Below are 18,017 nucleotides of genomic sequence, written 5' to 3'. Positions count from 1 at the left end.
CGAGTTGTTCCCGCGCGTGGGCTTCGTGGTCACCAACATGCCGATGGAACCCGACTGGATCATCCGCTTCTACAACCAACGCGGCACCGCCGAGCAATACATCAAGGAAGGCAAGCAGGCGATCAACTGGACCCGTTTGTCCTGCAAAGGCATGGCGCAGAACGAGGTGCGGCTGCAACTCCATGCACTGGCTTACAATATCGGTGCCTTCCTACAGGGCACTGATCTACCTGATGAGATAGCCGACTGGTCACTGACAAGCCTGCAGACGCGATTGATCAAGATTGGTGCGAGGGTTGTGCGTCACGCCCGTGCAATCACCTTCCAACTGGCCGAGGTGGCTGTCAGCGGCGATCTGTTCAACCGCATCCTTGCGGCCATACATCGGCTGCGCGCACCGCCGGTTCCCTAATGACAACATCGTTAATCATAAAACCTGAACAAAAGCGGCTCAACCGGTCTATCCATACGGGGGTCGGTCAGACCAATATCCGGATCAACCTCGCCCCCGAGACCGGAAATCGTGCTCAGTTCGCGCGTCAGATGCCCGAACAACGGCACCATGGGTGCAAGAGGCTTGATAGGAGCGCAGAACAGCGGCAAGGTGGGCGGGAGGACGTTCTACTTGGGGAATGTCAGTTTAAGGGGATGAGGGACGCTGTCCCTCAAACTCCCTGGGATATTTATGAGCCAGAGAAGATGGGATGTAGTATGCGTATTGATGCGGACAGGTTTCTAGGGGATTTGCATAGCTTGCGGGGCTTCGGCGCTGCGGGCGTCGGAAAGGGCGTTGTGCGCCCGGCCTATTCTGACGCTGATCTTGCGGCGCGCCGTTGGCTTGCGGAGCAGATGCAAGACGCGGGTTTGCGCGTTGAAGTGGATGCGATGGGCAACCTGTTCGGCTTGGCCGACGGGCCGTCATTGCTGTTGGGGTCGCATTCGGACAGCCAGCCCGAGGGCGGTTGGCTGGATGGCGCTTTGGGGGTCATTGCAGCACTTGAGGTTGCGCGGGCAGCGCAAGAGGCGGGCGGGCCTGCGGTGTCGGTCGTGTCTTTTCAAGACGAAGAGGGGCGGTTTGGCGTGACAACGGGCAGTGCCGTTTGGTCCGGGCAATTGTCGCAAGCGGATGCTGATCTGTTGGTGGACCACGCAGGCGTCAGTTTGGGCGACGCCCGGCATGCGGTTGCGGAAATGGTGACGGGTCCGGTGTCGCCAAGCCAGTTTACTGGCTTTGTCGAGCTGCACATCGAGCAAGGCCCTACGTTGGACAGCAGTGGCGAAAAAATTGGCGTTGTCACTGATATCGTTGGCATTCGCGATATGAAAGTCACCTTTGAGGGTCAGCAAAACCACGCAGGCACAACGCCGATGCATCTGCGACGCGACGCGTTTCAGGCGGTGTCGGCTTTTAATGCGCTGCTGAATGACCGGCTGCGCAATGTGGTGACGCCGCAGACGGTCTGGACCATCGGGCATCTGTCGCTGCATCCGAATGCGTCTTCGATTGTACCCGGGCGGGCGGTGTTTTCAATGCAGTGGCGCGATGCGGACGCGGATCGGTTGGCTCGAATGGAGGAGATCATTCGCACCTCAGCCTCGGAGATTGCACAGGCGCAGGGGGTGGCCCTGAGCTATGGGCCTTTGCTGGGGCTTGAGCCGGTTTCGATGGATCAGCGGTTGCGTGCTGCCCTTGAGGCGGGGGCCGAAACCGTGGCACTAGGCAAGTGGCGCAAAATGCCGTCGGGCGCGCTGCATGATGCGACAAACGTGTCCCGGCTGATGCCTGTGGCGATGTTGTTCGTGCCGTCGATTGGCGGGCTAAGCCACACCTTCGAGGAAGACACGGACGAAGATGATCTGGTCGCGGGCGTGCAGGTGCTGGCGCAGGCGGTCGCACAGTTGGGATCAAAAACGTAGATACCCGCGCCGTTCAGCCCGGTTGCGGTGCCTGTCCGCGACACGCGATGCATCGCGCAGGTTGGCAAAGCTTTGCACGACGGCCTTGGGGCGGCCACCAGCGACGCCCCACTCGCGCAGCACGGATACTTCGCTGAACAGGTTCATCGCGATTTCGACGCGGTAAAACAACCGCCCTTGCGCGCGTCCCGTACGGTAGAGGAGGCATTCAATCATGCGATGAATCTAGCTTTAAACATTCCTGTTTTAGCCGATGATTCTGGCCCAGAAGCTGCGCTTAGGTGTTTCGACTGTTTTCTTGCGTTGGTCGGTTAACACAGCCAAAGCCTGCCTATGATCCGCGCTCTGACGCTCAGCCTGCTCCCTCAATGCCTCAATTTGATCGTTGAGCTGGGAACGTTCGCGTTCGCGCTCCACGTCCATCCGCTCAATCTGCTCACGAAGCATCTTAACTTCGACCTCCAAGCCGCTATTTTCAGTGGTTTTTTGGTGGTTTTCAAAGGGGGTATGTACCGTTAAATATGCTACTTCTCGTGCTTACATCCAATGATCAAACTCTCGATAACCGCTGATAGGCCTGCTTGATGACTTTGACATCTCCCGACGCAAGCTCGGTTGGGCTGGGTGTCAGCCCTTCGGCGATCATCCGGCGCGATAACATGTGCTCTCCGCCGCTGTTCAGTGTTTCGCAGGCAATGAGCGTCCCCTGCTTAAGATGGTAAACCGATTTCAGCGCGCCATCCGCGTCGCAGGTTTCGATGAACTGATCGGGTGCATCTTGTCCGTCGTCAGGGTTTTTGGAACCAATGGCGGCTTAAAGTAAGAGAGAGTTTGGCTCATCTTGTTGGTTTGATTATGCGGCGTGCTGGCGGTGATGCAAGCGTCTCGCGTCGAGTGTCTTTCGTTTGATCCTTTCTCTTTGTTTTAGAATGGCTTTGTCGCGCCCGAAGTAGACGTCTGCGGGTGTGACGTTGTTGATACTCTCGTGATAGCGCTGATGATTGTAGTGATCGACAAAGGCCGCGATCTGGGCTTCGAGGTGACCTGGTAGGAAGTAGTTTTCCAGCAGAATGCGGTTCTTCAGGGTTTGATGCCATCGCTCGATTTTGCCCTGAGTTTGAGGATGATAAGGCGCGCCGCGAGAGTGTTTCATGCCTTTGTCTTGCAACCATTCAGCCAGATCGCCCGATACATAACTGGAGCCATTGTCGCTGAGCAGGCGCGGCTTGTGAACGACATGCACCTGATCGCAGCCAGATGCCTGTAGTGCCAGATCGAGCGTGTCGGTCACATCTTCCGCCCGCATGGTCGTGCAGAGCTTCCAGGAGACGATGTAGCGGCTGTAATCGTCGAGAACCGTGCTGAGGTAAAACCTGGACCTGTCACGCTTTTGTGCCGCCCCAAGTGCTCGTTTAGGCTACTTTCCGTTCGAAAGCGACGGGGCTTTTCCAGCCCAGTGCTGAGTGACGGCGGCGCGGATTGTAGAAGCCGTTGATGTAGTTGAAGATTGCCATCTCTGCTGCCCGTCGCGTTGGCCAAGACTGGCGCCAGATCAGCTCAGCCTTGATTGTTTTGAAGAATGTCTCAACTGCGGCGTTGTCATAACAATTACCTTTACCGCTCATCGATACCTGGAACCCATGCTGGCGCAGGAGCTTTTGATAATCGTGAGAACAGTATTGGCTGCCGCGATCCGTGTGATGGATGCATCCTTTGGACGGTTGCCGCAGTGCCACGGCCATCTTCAATGCCCGGACTGCGAGATCACGCTTCATCCTGTTGCTGACCGCCCAACCGATGACGCGGCGGGAATGCAGGTCCAGGATCACTGCCAGATACAGCCATCCCTCACGCGTCCAGACATAGCTGATGTCACCTGCCCATTTCTGGTTCGGGTGATCTGCGCGGAAGTCCCGGTTCAACAGGTTCGGCGCGATGTTGAAGGCGTGATTGCTGTCGGTCGTGACCTTGTATTTCTTCGATCTCTCGACCCGTATGCCGTTCTCACGCATCAGCCGACCGACGCGACGGTGTCCAATATTCAGGCCCAGTTCCTTCAACTCTTCTGTCATTCTCGGTCGCCCGTAGCTGCCCAGGCTGAGCCGGGACTGCTCCTTGATATGGGCCAGGACAACCATGTCGGTTCGCTGCCTTGGGCTGGCAGGTCGGCTGCGATAGGCTCGAAGGCCGCGTGAACTGACATCCAGAACGTCACACATGCGCTGCGCACAAAATGCGTCACGGTGTTCCTCGATGAACCTGAACCTCATGGCTTTTGGCCCGCGAAGAACTGAGTTGCCTTTTTTAGGATCTCCCTCTCCTCCCTGAGAATGCGGTTCTCCCGTCGAAGCCGCTCATTCTCACGGGCAAGGTCCAGGTCCTTGTCGGACATAACGTCGGTGTCGCGATGTGCCGTGACCCATTTGTTCAGCGTTGAAAGCCCGACACCCAAATCTGAGGCCGCCTGCTTGCGTGTCAGCCCGCTCGTCAGCGCGATCCGCACCGCATCAGCCCGGAATTCGTCCGTCCGTTTAAGTCCCATAGTTCATCTCCTTTGTTGCAATAAATGCTATCAAAGGAGCGGCATCAAACCGCGACAGGTCCAAATATTGCTTGCGCGTGGCACGCTTGATGTCTTTGACGACCTTCTCGCCAGGCGTCTTCGTTGTCTTTGTCAACTCCTCGGTGGCTACGATGAGCAACAAACACTCTCTTAGCAAATACCGCTATTTGGACCCATAAGCGCTGACGTCAGACAATTTTGAGCGCGCGCGCTCAGTGCCGTGGCCGGTGCCCCGACGGACGCCAGGATGTGCAGATAGAACCGCCGTTCGTCGGGTGCTGGCGGTGCTTGTAACAGCAAGAGCGGCGTTCGCGTAATTCCCGATGCTGGGTCATATTCCGGTGCATATCTGCGCGACAGGTTGCGGGCGATCATCGTCTTGCCGATCCCGGACGCGCCATGCACAAGAAGCCCGGGCATACGGGTTTGCCTCGGCGCTTCGATCATACCCTGCAAACGGTCCAACACCTGTTCGGCCCGCGGAAAGCCGATCCAGATGTCTGATTGAATGAGGGCGATCCGACCGTCTTCCTCTGTTGTCCTTGCCCTCAATTCACCATCTCTCCACCTTGAACAATGGGCGTGATGTATCACCCGTATCGATCGCGCGCAGCCCTTCGGTTTTCGCGACAGCCGAGTTGGTGCCCTTCAATGCCCCTTTTTTTTCACGCGACCGGCGCTCAGCCTTGGTTAGTCCCCGGCTTTCAGCTTCGATCTGGCGTTGCTGTCGGATCAACTCACCGAGGACCAGTTCATTCGACCCGGACTTTCCGAGGGCGCGTGCCTTCTTCATGGCCTCGCGATATTCAAATAGAGACACAGGCGGCATTTCCAGATTTCTGTACCGGGCCTCGGCGTATCGGCCACCATCCAGTTCGACCCAGATCACCGAAAGATCGCGAGGGTCGTAGCGAACGACCACCTTCCCATCGCCGCGCCCAATGTGGCCTGCAAGAGCATCCGACCAGTACCGTATCTGGAACAGATGGATGCCGTCACGCCTGACCTTACGCAGTTCGCTCGGCAAGAAGCTCACCCGAAAGGCTTCCATCTCAAAGGGAATGTCGCCAATCATCTCCGCTGAGAGCGCCTCCCATTTGGCAACGGGCGTACAGCCAAGACTTGAATGAATGCTGTTGTTGTAGCGGCAGATTTCCAGAGCAAACCAGCGATCAAATTCGCCTAAAGTCATCGCGGCCATGCCTTCGGCATCGTAGTCGCCCTTGGCCACGACCGAGGATTGCGTTGTTCCAGGCAACAGGTGCACGGTCCCCATCATCGTGCCGATCAATCGTTCGATATGCCCTCCGAAATGAGGACTGCCTGGCGGCCGATAGACCAGATCGATCCCCCATTCCGCACATGCCGACCGAAAGGCATGCGACCGGAAATCGCGCCCGTTATCGACGTGGATGCTATGCGGTTTGCCCTGCGCGGGCCAAGGAACATTGCACACCAATTCCGCCAGAAGTTCCGCCTTGGGGGCCACAGCCTGTGTCAGGCAAAGCGCCACCGACAGACGCGAAGGTGCCTCGAGAGAGGTGTAATATCCGGTCACCATCCGCGTTGCGACGTCGATCGCCAGCGTGACCCAAGGCCGCCCAATTGGTTGGCGTTCAAAACTATCGACGAGAATGATGTCCGCAGGCGTATGGTCGATTTGCACGACCTCTAGTGGCCGGTTTGCCTTGTTGTCGCCTACGACCGGCGCAAATTTCTGGCGGGCCGCCTTTGCGCCTTCGCGTGCCTTGGCAATTTCGCGGGCATCCATTGCATCCAACCTGCGCTGAACCGTCCGACGTGTCGGCGGTTGCAAGCCCTGCTGCCAGCACGCGCTTCGGATTTCTGTCACGACGCGCGACAGGCTTGGACGTTCCCGCCGTAAGAAATAACGGCGAAGATGTTCTTCGATCACCGCTTCCACCTTGCCGGATATCAAGGTTGTACCAGTCGGGCGGCCCCGTTTCCGAGAAGCCAGCGCGCTGGTGCGCCCACCCTCTTCGGCCAAACGCTTTATCCAGCGCCAGACAGTCGCCCTGCTGACACCAAGCTCCCAAACGGCGTCATTGATGCCACTTTCCAGACTGCCAGTTCCTTTGAGATATGCCTGAACAAGCGGACGCAGAACGGCCGCCCTGCGCGCCTCCTCAGCACCAAGGGCAACTGACTCTTCGTCATCATTCTCCATCGACATTTGCCGCAAAAACCTGTGAACCCTGTCTCAGGTTTAAGGGCAAAAATATCGGAATTAAAGACAAAATCTCATATTTAAGGGCAAAGGGTGGCCGTTGATTTCGTTGGATTTCTCATCTCACAATTAAGGGCTACGCGACACCAAGCGCGGTGCGCTCAGGCCATTGCCGCCACCGGATTCCGGTAGTCTTCCTGTTTCGTCAGCATCGCCCAGATGCCACGAGCCATCTTGTTCGCCAGCGCGATCGCAGCAACCATGCGTGGTTTGCGGGCCAGCAGGCGTTTCAGCCAGCCATTATTCGCGGTATCGAAGCGCTCGACCGCTTGAAGAACAGCCATAGCACCGGAGACCAAAAGCGTGCGGATGTCGCGCTGTCCCATCTTCGAGGTTTTGCCCAGCCGGGCCTTACCGCCCGTTGAGTGCTGTTTTGGGACGAGTCCGAGCCAGGCGGCAAAATCACGCCCGCGCCGGAAGGTGGCCAGATCAGGTGCAAATGTCTCGATCGCAAGCGCCGTGACAGGACCCACGCCCGGCATGGTCTGCGCGCGTCGCACCACTTCGGCGTCTTTGGCGGCACGCTTCATCTTTCCGTCAAGGTCTGTAATCCGAGCAGTCAGGCCCTCAATCTGTTCCAGATACATTTGGCCGAACTCCCGGACCTCGTCAGGCAGCATTGTGTCCTCATCAGCAATCGCATCTGCAAGGCGCTTGAGATGGGCAGACCCCTTGGCTGCGACCAGTCCATGCTCTGCGAGATGCCCGCGCAACGCGTTGATCATCTGAGTGCGCTGGCCGACGAACATCTGCCGCGTGCGAAACAGCATGGCGCGGGCCTGCTGATTTTCCGTCTTCACGGCGACAAAGCGCATGGTCGGGCGCAACGCCGCCTCCACGATCGCCTCGGCGTCCGCCACGTCGTTCTTCTGACGCTTGACGAAGGGCTTCACATAAACCGGTGGGATCAAGCGGACCTCATGTCCCAGCTTCTCGAACTCGCGCCCCCAGCCATGCGCCGTCGCGCAGGTTTCCATGGCGATAATGCACTTGGGATGCTGAGCGACGAACGCCAGCAGCTGACCCCGTGAAAGCTTCTTACGAAATGCGACAGACCCGTCGTGGCGCGCACCGTGCAGCTGGAAAACGCGCTTTGCCAGGTCAATGCCGATGATGGTAACTTCTGACATGGATGCTCTCTCTTTCTGTGATGGCTTCAAACAATCATCACATTGGCACATTGCGATGCCGTCGGGAGAGGGCATCCACGCCATCAACAGAGCCCATCGAACAGGACATGGCCTTTCACTCCGAAATTCTGAAGGCGACCGGCAATCACCTGTTCATTTCCTTCGGCGCGTTTCTGGAAAACCGAGTCCGGCACCTGATCCGACAGGCCCGCACCAACAGTTCCCGCAAGGGTCTGACCGAGCTTGTGCAGGACGAACATCGCGCCATTTTCAACGCGATTGAGGCCGGAGATGCCGAGCGTGCTCGTGAGGCGGCGGCGGCCCATCTCAAGAACGCCGCCAAGCGTCTGACGCTTTATACGCAAGACACCTGACACCCTCATCCCCTCAAATATGGAGCGCCCGGCCATAAGCCGCCAGCACCGCCTCATGCATCATTTCCGACATCGTCGGGTGCGGGAAGACCGTGTTCATCAGTTCCTCTTCCGTCGTCTCCAACGTCCGCCCGATCACATAGCCCTGGATCATTTCCGTCACCTCGGCGCCCACCATATGCGCGCCCAAAAGCTCGCCCGTCCTGGCGTCGAACACGGTTTTCACAAGGCCCTCGGCCTCGCCCATCGCGACGGCTTTGCCGTTGCCGATAAAGGGAAATTTGCCGACCTTGATATCAAATCCCGCCTCTTTCGCCTTGTCCTCCGTGAGCCCCACAGAGGCCACTTGCGGGTGGCAATAGGTGCAACCCGCGATCGAGTTCGGCTTGATCGGATGCGGGTGTTCGCCGGCGATCAGCTCGGCCACCATGACGCCCTCGTGGGACGCTTTGTGCGCCAGCCAAGGCGCGCCCGCGATGTCGCCGATGGCGAACAGACCGTCGACGCCCGTGCGGCAGAATTCGTCCGTCACGACATGGGTGCGGTCGATCTTCACGCCCGCCTCCTCGAGGCCCAGCCCCTCGACATTGCCGACGATTCCGACCGCGGAAATCACCGTGTCGAACTCTTCGGTCGTGACTTTGCCGCCCGCTTCGAAATGCGCGGTGACCTTGCCTTTTGCCCGGTCGAGTTTCTTGACCGTGGTCTTTTGCAGGATCTTCATCCCCTGCTTTTCGAACTGCTTTTTGGCGAAGGCGGAAATGTCCTTGTCCTCGACCGGAAGCACGCGCTCCATCACCTCGACGACCGTGGTGTCGGCGCCTAGCGTGTTGTAAAAGCTTGCGAATTCGATTCCGATGGCGCCCGATCCGATGACCAGCAACTTCTTCGGCATCCGCGTCGGCACCAGAGCATGGCGATAGGTCCAGACCAGATCGCCGTCGACCTCCAGCCCCGGCAGTTCACGTGCCCGCGCGCCGGTGGCGACGATGATGTTTTTGGCGGTCAAAGTCTCGGTGCCCTTGTCGGTTTTGACCTCGACCTTGCCCTTGCCCGCGAGTTTCGCCTCACCCATGATCGCGGTGACTTTGTTCTTTTTGAACAAGCCCTTGATGCCGCCATTCATCTGCGCCGCGACGCCGCGCGAGCGCTTGACGATGGCATCGAGATCGAAGCCGATGTCCCCCGTCGACAGGCCGAATTCCTTGGCGCGGTGCATCTGATGATAGACCTCTGCCGAGCGCAGCAACGCCTTGGTCGGAATGCAGCCCCAGTTCAGACAAATCCCGCCCAGATTCTCGCGCTCGACACAGGCCACTTTGAGGCCAAGCTGCGCCGCACGAATGGCGGCCACATAGCCGCCAGGGCCAGCGCCAATCACGATGAGGTCGAAATTCTGATCCGTCCCGCTCATGCGATGCCCCCCAAACAGACGTATTTCAATTCGAGAAAATCCTCGATGCCGTGGCGCGAGCCTTCGCGGCCCAGACCGGACATTTTGACCCCACCGAAAGGCGCCTCTGCGGTGGAGATCAACCCCGTGTTGACACCGACCATGCCATATTCAAGTCCTTCCGAGACCCGAAAAATCCGCGCCACATCTTGAGCGTAGAAATAGGAGGCGAGGCCGAATTCGGTGTCATTGGCGGCCTCGATCGCCTCGGCTTCGTCGGTGAAGCGGAAAAGCGGTGCGACGGGGCCAAAGGTTTCCTCGCGCGCGATCGCCATGTCCGACGTCACATCGGCCAGAACCGTCGGCTCATAGAAGGTGCCGCCCAGAGCATGCGGTTTGCCACCGGCAAGCACGCGGCCGCCTTTTGCCACCACGTTCGTCACATGGCTTTGCACTTTCTCCAACGCGCTCTCATCAATCAGCGGGCCAAGATCGACCCCGCTCTCCATGCCATTGCCGGTGCGCAGGCCCGAGACCGCCTTGGCGAGTTTTTCGGCGAAAGCGTCATAGACCGCGTCCTGCACATAGATGCGGTTGGCGCAGACGCAAGTCTGGCCATTGTTGCGGAATTTGGCGATCAACGCGCCTTCGACGGCGGCGTCGAGATCGGCGTCATCGAAGACGATAAACGGCGCATTGCCGCCCAGTTCCAGCCCAAGTTTCTTGATCGTCGGCGCCGATTGCACGTAGAGCATGGCGCCAATTTCAGTCGAGCCGGTGAAGGTCAGCTTGCGCACAATCGGGTTCTCGGTCAGCTCCGCACCGATCTGCGCGGCAGAGCCGGTGATGACGCTGAAGAGACCTTTGGGTAGCCCCGCACGCTCGGCGAGAACCGCCAGAGCGATGGCGGAATAGGGCGTCTGCGAGGCGGGTTTCAACACCATGCCACAACCCGCAGCGAAGGCAGGCCCGGCCTTGCGGGTGATCATCGCATTGGGAAAATTCCACGGCGTGATCGCGGCGACGACACCGATGGGTTGCTTCATCACGAGGATGCGTTTGTCGGGCTGATGGCCGGGAATGGTTTCGCCGTAGACCCTACGCGCCTCTTCGGCGAACCATTCGACAAAGCTCGCGCCGTAGGTGATCTCACCAGCCGCTTCCGCGAGAGGTTTGCCCTGTTCCAGCGTCAGAATTTGCGCCAGAGTCTCGCGATGCGCGATCATCAGATCGAACCATGTGCGCAGCACATTGGCCCGGTCTTTCGCGGTGCGCGCAGCCCAGGTCTTTTGCGCCTCTTCCGCCGCCGTGACCGCATTGGCAACTTCGGCACGACCCAGTTTGGGGACATACCCGATCAGGGAACCATCGGCAGGGTTGTGCACGGCAAGGCCGGTCTCCGGGTCGGCCTCGATCCAGTCTCCGGCAACCAGATTGGCGTCGCGCAAAAGCCCGGTGGCGCGCAGATCTTGCAAACTCAAACTCATTGTTGTTCCTCCTCATGCGTCAGAAACCGCAGCATCTCCGTCAACTGCGCCTCCAACATGTGATGCCCCGGATGGATCATGAGCCCGCGCGCCTCGGCGGCGTGCAAAAGCGGTGTGATCTCCGGCTGCATGATGACCTCAGCGACCAAGGTGCCGGGGTCGAGTGTGTCTGGATCGAAGGGCAAAGCATCCTCGGGTTTGAGCCCCAAAGAGGTGCCGTTGATCGCGATGTCATGCCCGGTGGGGTCCGTGGCGGCGGCGAAACCCACATCGGGGAAATGCGCGGCCAGCCTCGCGATCAGGGCCTCGGATTTCTCAACGGAGCGGTTCGCCACGGTCAGCGCGGCAATGCCCCGTTCCGCCAGCGCAAAGGCGATCGCACTGGCCGCGCCGCCTGCACCCGCGAGGAACACCCGCTTGCCCAAAAGCGTTACGCCCGCCTGTTCCAAACCGCGTACAAAGCCTTCGCCGTCTAGGATATCGCCGTAGAGCGCCCCGTCTGGCCTGCGCCGGATGACATTGACGCTTTGCGCCGCCGCCGCACGTGCGCTCAGCGCATCGCAGAGCGCAGGCACAGCGGTTTTATGCGGCACGGTGACCACGGCGCCCGCGAAATTGCGCGCGCCTGCGAGACCTTTGAGCATCGGCGCGAGTGCTGCGGGCGGGACTTCGAGCGGGACCAGAACGGCGTCCACGCCCTCGGCCTCAAACCGCGCGTTGAGCGCTTGCGGCGTGCGCACATGGGTGACCGGATCGGCGAGGATCGCCAGCGTTTTGGTGTGCCCCGTGATCATGTTACACCAACAGGCTCATCGGGCTTTCGATGCCCGCTTTGAAAGCCGCCAACCACTGCGCGCCCACGGCGCCATCGACGGTCCGGTGATCGACCGAAAGCGTCACGCTCATGACGGGTGCCAGCACGATCTGATCGCCGCGCCCGACGGGGCGTTTTTCGGCGGCCCCGACGGCGAGGATACAGCTCTGCGGCGGGTTGATGATCGCGGAGAAGCTCTTGACCCCATACATGCCGAGGTTCGACAGAGAGAAGCCGCCACCTTGATACTCGTCGGGCTTGAGACGGCCTTCGCGCGCCTTGGCCGCTAGTGCTTTCATCTCGGAGGACAGCGTGCCGAGGCTCTTTTGATCGGCATTGCGCAGCACCGGCGTGATCAGCCCGCCGTCGGTTGCGACCGCCACGGAAATGTCGATGGATTTGAGCTGCAACACCGCCTCATCGGTCCAGATCGCATTGGCGGCGGGCACTTTGGCCAGCGCATTGGCGACGGCTTTGACGATGAAATCATTGACCGAAATCCGGTCCGCCTTTTCGCGGCCCTCGTTGATCTGGGCCCGGAGCGCCATGAGCGCTTCGATGTTGCAATCGGCCTCAAGGTAGAAATGCGGCACGGTGGTTTTGGATTCGAGCAGCCGCCGCGCGATAGTACGACGCATGCCGGTGTGAGGGATTTCCTCGTAGTCACCGATGCCGGCGAGATTGGGCGCAGCGGCTTTGGCGACAGGGGCAGCCACGGGAGCGACAGCCCCGGCCTCGGCCGCGCGTTCCACATCAATGCGCACGATGCGACCGCGCGGGCCGGACCCGGAAAGCCCCGACAAATCGACACCTTTCTGCGCTGCGATCCGGCGGGCGAGCGGCGAGGCCGCGATCTTGTCGGAGAATTTCGCCACCGGGGTTGCTTCGGCTTTCGGCGCTTCCACAGGGGCTTCGACCGTTTCCGCAGACGCCGCCCCACCCGGCGTATAGCCGTCCAGCACAGAGGCGTCTTCGCCGTCGAGCAACAGGACCGCGATCACCGCATTCACATCGGCGCGCTCGCCGGCGGGGGTAAGGATTCTGCCCAACACCCCATCGGCGTCGGCCTCGAATTCCATCGTCGCCTTGTCGGTTTCGACCTCGGCCAGTGTCTCCCCGGCCTTCACGGCCTCGCCTTCGGCCTTGAGCCAATTTGCGATCACCGCGTCTTCCATTCCGGCGGAGAGCGAGGGCAGTGTGATTTCCTTGGGCATCTTGTCTCTCCTTATTCCGCCGCCTCTGCCGCAAGGGGCAGACCCTGATCGGCCATGACCTCGCGCAGACCCGCTTCGATGTCTTGCGGACGGGCACAGGCCGCCGCTTCAAGCACTTTGGAAATGCTGGGCGAAGCTTCCGCGCCATGCACCCGTTTGATCGGCTGATCGAGAAAATCGAAACAGCGGCGCTGGATCTCGTCAGAAAGCCAACCGCCATAAGACGTGCCAGACGCCCCCTGTTCGACGATCAATACATTGCCGGTCTTCTCGATGGAGGCCCCGATGGTCTCCCAATCGAGCCCGGCGCGATCCAAACTGCGCAGGTCGATGATTTCGGCATCCACGCCCAGACGCTCGACGACCTCGCGGGTCTTTTCGACCATGGCGAGATAGGTCAGCACGGTGACACGCGCGCCTTCGCGCACGACTTTGGCCTTGCCCAGCGGGATCATGTAATCGAGATCATCGGCGGGCCCGACACCTTTCGAGGCGTAGAGATCGACGTGTTCGATCACCAGAACCGGGTCCTCGCACTGAAGCGCCGCGTTCATCAGCCCGACATAGTCATAGGGCGTCGAGGGCGCGACGATGCGCCAGCCTGGCGCGGTCGCAAAAATGCCCGCCGGATCCATCGAGTGCTGCGATCCATAGCCCGTGCCCATCGCAATTTTCGTGCGCAAAACCAAAGGCATGGCATTGTCGCCACCAAACATGTGACGCGCCTTGCCGATCTGGTTGAACACCTGATCCGCCGCCACCCACATGAAATCCGGATACATGAATTCGATCACCGGACGCACGCGCCCGTCTGCGGCCATGCCTGCGGCCAGACCAGTAAAGGCGTTCTCGGCAATCGGCGTGCCGAGGCAGCGATCCGGGAACTTGTCCGACAGGTCTTTGGTGGCGCCATTGGTGCCGCCTTTGAGACGGTGCACATCCTCGCCCATGACGACGACGCGCTCATCCGTCTCCATCCGGCGCATCATCACATCGGCCACGGCGTCGATGAATTTCACATTGTCCTTGAGCGTGCCAGAAAACGCTTCCTGCTCTTCGAACCGCGCGCCGTCGAATTCCGACAGATCACCGCGCAAACCGAAATCACGGAAGCTTTCCTCGGGCCAGAGCGCCGGCTTGATGCGGCGTTTGCCGTCGACCTCTTCGATCAGCTCGCCCGCGATCTCTTCCATCATGCCCTGCGCTTGGCTGCGCAAGTCTTCGACCACTTGCGCGCCGATGATCTGACGCTCCATCAGGTCGCGCGCCATGGCATCGAGCGGATCGCGGCCCCGCCATTCCTGCTCTTCTTCCTTCGTGCGATAGCCGAAGGCAGAGCCGGGAAGCGCGCCGTTTTGGTGGAAATAGCGGTAAACATCGGCCTCAATCACCACCGGACCTTCGTCCGCGCGCATGATCTTATTGGCTTCTTCAGACGCCAGATAGACCGACAGCGTGTCCATGCCATCAACCCGAAGCGCGGGGATGCCAAAGGCCAGACCGCGCGCCGATAGCCGCGTCTCGGCGGTAACTTCCTCAACATGGGTGGAGACAGCGTAACGGTTATTTTCGATGAAAAAACAAATCGGCAGCTTCCACGCGGCGGCGATGTTCATCGTCTCCAGCACAGAGCCGATGTTGACCGCGCCATCGCCGAAATAGGTGTAGACGACATCGCCCGTGCCCGCCTGTTTGTGCGCCCAGGCCGCGCCCGCCGCCATGGGGACACCACCGCCGACGATGGCATTGGTCCCAAGGTTGCCGCTTTCCGCCCAACGCAGGTGCATCGAGCCACCGCGACCTTGGCAGAACCCCTCGGAGAGACCGAGAACTTCCGACAGGGTACGTTTGGACAAATGTCGCAGCGTCTCGCCAAAGCTCTTTTCCGGGTCGATCCCCTCGGGCGCGGCATAGACCAGCGCCTTGGCCAAAAACTGGTGGTGCGCGCGGTGCGAACCGTTGACCTGATCAGAACCACGCATCGCCATGGCGGAGCCGACCGCGCCGCCCTCCTGACCAATCGCGGAGTGCGCAGGACCGTGGACAAGCCCCTGCCCCGCAAGATCCAGCACCTTCTCTTCGAACGCGCGAATGAGATGCAATTGGCTGAGCATCGTGCGCCCGACGGTGGGGTCAAGCTCGGTGCGATCCTCTTTGGAGGCTTTGATGTCACGCCAGAAGGCTTTCGGTGTCAGATCGTCATAAATCGGCATGAGAGATGTCCTTTACAAATAGCTGTAGGAGGACCAGCCACCATCGGCGACCAGCGTTTGGCCGGTCACATAGGCGGAGGCGTCCGAAGCGAGAAACAGGGAGGCGGAAGCGATTTCCTCGGGCGTGCCGAGCCGTCCGGCGGGCACCCGCGCGTTGAGAGCGTCAAGATCCAGACGGCCCTGAGCGGCGAGCGTTTCGGTCAGTGCGGTGCGCACGTAACCGGGCGCGATGGCGTTGACGCGGATGTTGCGGTCGGCCCATTCGATGGCCAGCACTTTCGTCAGAGCCACGACGCCTGCTTTGGCAGCGCAATAGGCGGCACGTTCAGGCGCCGCGACGACGCCATACATCGAGGCGGTATTGACGATGCTGCCGCCGCCTTGTTCGGCCATGATGCGACCAGCGGCCTGAGCCACGAAAAACGCACCGTTGAGATTGATGTCGATGCCCCGGCGCCAGGTGGCCTCGTCCAGATCAAGAGACGGCCCATTGCCAGAGATACCCGCATTGTTCATCACCACGTCGAGCCGCCCGCCAAAAGCCACCGCCGCCTCGCAGGCCGCTGCCACTGCCGCCGGATCGGTGATCGAGCCCACAAGCGCCGTGACCTGACCAGGGTGATCCGCGTTCAACGCATCTGCCGCCACCCGCACGCCGTCCTCGTCCAGATCGAAAAGGACGGTCTTGGCGCCCGCGCCCACAAAAGCGCGCGCCATGGCAAGGCCAAGGCCCGAAGCGGCACCAGTCAAAAGCGCGGTGCGCCCAGTGAAATCGAACGTGGTGGTCATGATAATTCTCCTCCGGTCCCGGAAACGCCCTTTTCGGGACACCGGGTTGAAAACAGTTAAATTTCTGCGCGGTGCGCTGGCTCAACTCATGTAGAGTCCGCCGTTGACGTGAATGGTTTCGCCGTTCACAAAGCTTGACGCTTCGCTGCACAGGAAGGCGATGACGGAGGCGATCTCGGACGCCTGTCCGGTCCGCCCCATCGGCGTGTGCCTGAGCGTGTCATCGCCCCGTGTCGCAATCAACTCGCGCGTCATCGGCGTGTCGATCACACCGGGCGCCACGACGTTGACCCGCGTTTTGGGCGCCAACTCATTGGCCAGCGCACGGGTCATGGCGCTGATAGCGCCTTTCGAGGCGCCGTAATGCGCGTTGGCCTTGGCGCCGCGATGGGCAGCGAGCGAGCTCAGGTTGACGATGGACGATCCGGCCTTGAGATGGTCGACCGCGCGGCGGGTGAGGTAGAAAACGCCATCGAGGTTGATGGACAGGGTGCGGCGCCACTGGTCATCCGTCATCTCGGCGAAGGGCTCCGCCATATAGATGCCGGCGGAGGGCACGAGAAAGTCGATGCTGCCGTGTTTGGCCGCGACTGCGACAATCCGGTCTGCGTCATCGGGATTGGCCGCATCCACGGCGAGCGTTTCAATCGCACCGCCTTTCGGAGAGATCAACGTGACGGCAAATTCCGCCAATGCGTCGCCATCGAGATCGGCCAGCACCAGATTGGCGCCTGCCGCGTGGAACAGCTCGGCTACGGCGCGGCCGATGCCGCCATTGGCGCCGGTCAGAACCAGTGTGCGACCTGCGAAATCGAACATCATGCCGACACCTCCGCAAGGTCTGCGCGATACTCGGTGATGTCGGCATATTCGACGACCTCGACGATATGCCCCTCCGGGTCGCGCAGGAAGGCGAGGTAGGTGCCGGGGCGGACTTCGACCGGCTCATCGCCCGTCATCAAAGTGCCGCCCGCCGCAACCACTTTCGCCACAACTGCGCGCAGGTCGTCGACAATGAAGGTCAGATACATCGCTTCGGCTCGGTCCAGAATATGGTCCGTCTGTCTAGCCCCCAATTTCAGTGCCACTAATTTTGGATTTCTCTAATAAGGTTTCTGGCATGGGAGGTCGCATTCCGAGTGCATGATGGGGCCTGATGTGATTGTATTCTTTGAGCCAAATATTGATTGCGACCTGAGCCTGTTTGATGCTGTGGAACCATTCAGCGTTTAAGACTTCTTGGCGAAGAATACCGTTGAACCGTTCATTGTAACCGTTTTCCCAAGGACTGCCTGGGTAGATTTGGATTGGTTTGACGCCAACCTTTCTGAGCCATTTTTGAAGGTGTTCAGCTACGAACTCCCCGCCATTGTCAGATCGAATGCATTCAGGCTTTCCGTATTTCATCAGCAAACGATGTATGACACGCAAAACATCATCTGAGTTCATCTTGTCTTGCACCTCAACGCAAAGAGCTTGGCGGGTAAACTCATCTAAGACGGTCAGCATCTTGTAGCTGCGCCCGTTACTCAGCTTGTCGTGAACAAAATCAATTGCCCAAACATGATTGGGATGCATTGGGCGCAAACGGATGACCGAACTGTCTTTGTGATACAGCCGCCTTCGTTTCTTATGCCGCTCTGGCAGCTTCAGCCCTTCTTCGCGCCATAAACGCTCAACTTTCTTGTGATTGACGTGCCAACCTTCGATCCGCAGCAACTCAGCGATCTTTCGATATCCGTACCGACCATACTGCTTGGCAAGGCGGATCATGGCCAAGCGCAATGCGTCATCACCTTGAACCTTCGTTTTGTAATGCAAGCCAGAACGCGAGACGCCGAGAACCGCACATGTGCGCCGTTCTGACGTATCAAG

At 59.8% G+C, this 18,017-nt stretch carries 20 protein-coding genes and 1 pseudogene; 3 read left to right on the top strand and 18 right to left on the bottom strand.

Annotation, left to right across the window (positions count from 1 at the left end; translation table 11 throughout):
* Positions 1-412: IS1380 family transposase (locus tag NIG5292_RS13435; protein ID WP_048600049.1), on the top strand; the 412-nt coding region annotated here is incomplete at its 5' end.
* An 11-nt stretch (positions 413-423) separates the two neighbouring features.
* On the opposite strand, the gene NIG5292_RS14970 is transcribed toward NIG5292_RS13435, so the two are convergent.
* Positions 424-564: a hypothetical protein gene (locus tag NIG5292_RS14970; RefSeq protein WP_158441640.1), complete on the bottom strand. Its 141-nt coding sequence runs from the start codon at positions 562-564 to the stop codon at positions 424-426.
* Between the two features lie 147 nt (positions 565-711).
* Here NIG5292_RS14970 and NIG5292_RS13430 point away from each other — a divergent pair, with 147 nt between their 5' ends.
* Positions 712-1,917: a Zn-dependent hydrolase gene (locus NIG5292_RS13430; RefSeq protein WP_040175975.1), complete on the top strand. Its 1,206-nt coding sequence runs from the start codon at positions 712-714 to the stop codon at positions 1,915-1,917.
* Here the strand turns inward: NIG5292_RS13430 and NIG5292_RS13425 are convergent.
* From NIG5292_RS13425 to NIG5292_RS13390, 8 genes and pseudogenes are all read right to left on the bottom strand, one after another.
* On the bottom strand, positions 1,906-2,133 hold the full coding sequence (locus tag NIG5292_RS13425; RefSeq protein WP_048600048.1) for a WGR domain-containing protein: 228 nt from the start codon (positions 2,131-2,133) through the stop codon (positions 1,906-1,908). The genes NIG5292_RS13430 and NIG5292_RS13425 overlap by 12 nt on opposite strands.
* A gap of 30 nt (positions 2,134-2,163) precedes the next feature.
* Positions 2,164-2,364, bottom strand: a complete 201-nt coding sequence (locus NIG5292_RS13420; protein ID WP_048600047.1) for a hypothetical protein — start codon at positions 2,362-2,364, stop codon at positions 2,164-2,166.
* A gap of 103 nt (positions 2,365-2,467) precedes the next feature.
* On the bottom strand, positions 2,468-2,650 hold the full coding sequence (locus tag NIG5292_RS15195) for an oxidoreductase C-terminal domain-containing protein (RefSeq protein WP_267884469.1): 183 nt from the start codon (positions 2,648-2,650) through the stop codon (positions 2,468-2,470).
* A gap of 120 nt (positions 2,651-2,770) precedes the next feature.
* Positions 2,771-3,289, bottom strand: a pseudogene (locus NIG5292_RS13415) (transposase); the annotation flags it as partial.
* Positions 3,290-3,329: 40 nt separating this feature from the next.
* Positions 3,330-4,459 (bottom strand): IS3 family transposase gene (locus NIG5292_RS13410; RefSeq protein WP_143082035.1). Its coding sequence is split into 2 segments (ribosomal slippage): positions 3,330-4,216 and positions 4,216-4,459, totalling 1,131 coding nucleotides; the frame shifts between segments, so codons are not numbered across the junction.
* Positions 4,460-4,630: 171 nt separating this feature from the next.
* Positions 4,631-5,032 (bottom strand): TniB family NTP-binding protein, encoded by a 402-nt coding sequence (locus NIG5292_RS13400; protein WP_233488236.1) that lies wholly within the window; start codon positions 5,030-5,032, stop codon positions 4,631-4,633.
* 1 nt (position 5,033) lies between these two features.
* Positions 5,034-6,674, bottom strand: a complete 1,641-nt coding sequence (locus tag NIG5292_RS13395; RefSeq protein ID WP_233488235.1) for a TnsB C-terminal domain-containing protein — start codon at positions 6,672-6,674, stop codon at positions 5,034-5,036.
* Between the two features lie 155 nt (positions 6,675-6,829).
* Positions 6,830-7,858: an IS110 family RNA-guided transposase gene (locus tag NIG5292_RS13390; protein ID WP_048600044.1), complete on the bottom strand. Its 1,029-nt coding sequence runs from the start codon at positions 7,856-7,858 to the stop codon at positions 6,830-6,832.
* 2 nt (positions 7,859-7,860) lie between these two features.
* Here NIG5292_RS13390 and NIG5292_RS13385 point away from each other — a divergent pair, with 2 nt between their 5' ends.
* Entirely contained in the window at positions 7,861-8,232 is a 372-nt protein-coding gene (locus NIG5292_RS13385; protein ID WP_074842182.1) for a FadR/GntR family transcriptional regulator, read from the top strand.
* A gap of 13 nt (positions 8,233-8,245) precedes the next feature.
* On the opposite strand, the gene lpdA is transcribed toward NIG5292_RS13385, so the two are convergent.
* From lpdA to NIG5292_RS13340, 9 genes are all read right to left on the bottom strand, one after another.
* Complete coding sequence (gene lpdA / locus NIG5292_RS13380) at positions 8,246-9,646, bottom strand: dihydrolipoyl dehydrogenase (RefSeq protein ID WP_048600043.1); 1,401 nt, start codon at positions 9,644-9,646, stop codon at positions 8,246-8,248.
* Positions 9,643-11,112 carry an NAD-dependent succinate-semialdehyde dehydrogenase gene (locus NIG5292_RS13375; RefSeq protein ID WP_048600042.1) on the bottom strand — a complete coding sequence of 490 codons (1,470 nt, stop codon included), beginning with the start codon at positions 11,110-11,112 and terminating at the stop codon, positions 9,643-9,645. Before NIG5292_RS13375 ends, lpdA begins: the two co-directional genes overlap by 4 nt.
* Complete coding sequence (locus NIG5292_RS13370; RefSeq protein ID WP_048600041.1) at positions 11,109-11,906, bottom strand: shikimate dehydrogenase family protein; 798 nt, start codon at positions 11,904-11,906, stop codon at positions 11,109-11,111. The genes NIG5292_RS13375 and NIG5292_RS13370 overlap by 4 nt, the downstream gene beginning before the upstream one ends.
* Before the next feature lies 1 nt (position 11,907).
* Entirely contained in the window at positions 11,908-13,140 is a 1,233-nt protein-coding gene (locus tag NIG5292_RS13365; RefSeq protein WP_048600040.1) for a pyruvate dehydrogenase complex dihydrolipoamide acetyltransferase, read from the bottom strand.
* Positions 13,141-13,151: 11 nt separating this feature from the next.
* On the bottom strand, positions 13,152-15,353 hold the full coding sequence (locus NIG5292_RS13360; protein WP_048600039.1) for an alpha-ketoacid dehydrogenase subunit alpha/beta: 2,202 nt from the start codon (positions 15,351-15,353) through the stop codon (positions 13,152-13,154).
* Between the two features lie 12 nt (positions 15,354-15,365).
* Positions 15,366-16,142, bottom strand: coding sequence for an SDR family NAD(P)-dependent oxidoreductase (locus NIG5292_RS13355; protein WP_048600038.1), 777 nt, complete (start codon positions 16,140-16,142; stop codon positions 15,366-15,368).
* Between the two features lie 81 nt (positions 16,143-16,223).
* Complete coding sequence (locus NIG5292_RS13350; protein WP_082136712.1) at positions 16,224-16,964, bottom strand: SDR family NAD(P)-dependent oxidoreductase; 741 nt, start codon at positions 16,962-16,964, stop codon at positions 16,224-16,226.
* Entirely contained in the window at positions 16,961-17,173 is a 213-nt protein-coding gene (locus NIG5292_RS13345) for a VOC family protein (RefSeq protein WP_053084932.1), read from the bottom strand. The genes NIG5292_RS13350 and NIG5292_RS13345 overlap by 4 nt, the downstream gene beginning before the upstream one ends.
* A 34-nt stretch (positions 17,174-17,207) precedes the next feature.
* On the bottom strand, positions 17,208-18,017 hold an 810-nt coding region (locus NIG5292_RS13340), incomplete at its 5' end, for an IS3 family transposase (protein ID WP_048600037.1).

It is taken from the genome of Nereida ignava (assembly GCF_001049735.1).
Taxonomy (GTDB): Bacteria; Pseudomonadota; Alphaproteobacteria; order Rhodobacterales; family Rhodobacteraceae; genus Nereida; species Nereida ignava.
The sequence above is the reverse complement of the archived record's forward strand: the minus strand, read 5'-3'. Positions and strand labels throughout refer to the sequence as shown.

Bases quoted from the DNA above. Each gene is read 5' to 3' on its own strand.
- NIG5292_RS14970 (WP_158441640.1), bottom strand. From the start codon at position 564: ATGGTGCCGTTGTTCGGGCATCTGACGCGCGAACTGAGCACGATTTCC.
- NIG5292_RS13430 (WP_040175975.1), top strand. From the start codon at position 712: ATGCGTATTGATGCGGACAGGTTTCTAGGGGATTTGCATAGCTTGCGG.
- NIG5292_RS13425 (WP_048600048.1), bottom strand. From the start codon at position 2,133: ATGATTGAATGCCTCCTCTACCGTACGGGACGCGCGCAAGGGCGGTTG.
- NIG5292_RS13420 (WP_048600047.1), bottom strand. From the start codon at position 2,364: ATGCTTCGTGAGCAGATTGAGCGGATGGACGTGGAGCGCGAACGCGAA.
- NIG5292_RS13395 (WP_233488235.1), bottom strand. From the start codon at position 6,674: ATGTCGATGGAGAATGATGACGAAGAGTCAGTTGCCCTTGGTGCTGAG.
- NIG5292_RS13390 (WP_048600044.1), bottom strand. From the start codon at position 7,858: ATGTCAGAAGTTACCATCATCGGCATTGACCTGGCAAAGCGCGTTTTC.
- NIG5292_RS13385 (WP_074842182.1), top strand. From the start codon at position 7,861: ATGCTCTCTCTTTCTGTGATGGCTTCAAACAATCATCACATTGGCACA.
- lpdA (WP_048600043.1), bottom strand. From the start codon at position 9,646: ATGAGCGGGACGGATCAGAATTTCGACCTCATCGTGATTGGCGCTGGC.
- NIG5292_RS13375 (WP_048600042.1), bottom strand. From the start codon at position 11,112: ATGAGTTTGAGTTTGCAAGATCTGCGCGCCACCGGGCTTTTGCGCGAC.
- NIG5292_RS13370 (WP_048600041.1), bottom strand. From the start codon at position 11,906: ATGATCACGGGGCACACCAAAACGCTGGCGATCCTCGCCGATCCGGTC.
- NIG5292_RS13365 (WP_048600040.1), bottom strand. From the start codon at position 13,140: ATGCCCAAGGAAATCACACTGCCCTCGCTCTCCGCCGGAATGGAAGAC.
- NIG5292_RS13360 (WP_048600039.1), bottom strand. From the start codon at position 15,353: ATGCCGATTTATGACGATCTGACACCGAAAGCCTTCTGGCGTGACATC.
- NIG5292_RS13355 (WP_048600038.1), bottom strand. From the start codon at position 16,142: ATGACCACCACGTTCGATTTCACTGGGCGCACCGCGCTTTTGACTGGT.
- NIG5292_RS13350 (WP_082136712.1), bottom strand. From the start codon at position 16,964: ATGATGTTCGATTTCGCAGGTCGCACACTGGTTCTGACCGGCGCCAAT.
- NIG5292_RS13345 (WP_053084932.1), bottom strand. From the start codon at position 17,173: ATGTATCTGACCTTCATTGTCGACGACCTGCGCGCAGTTGTGGCGAAA.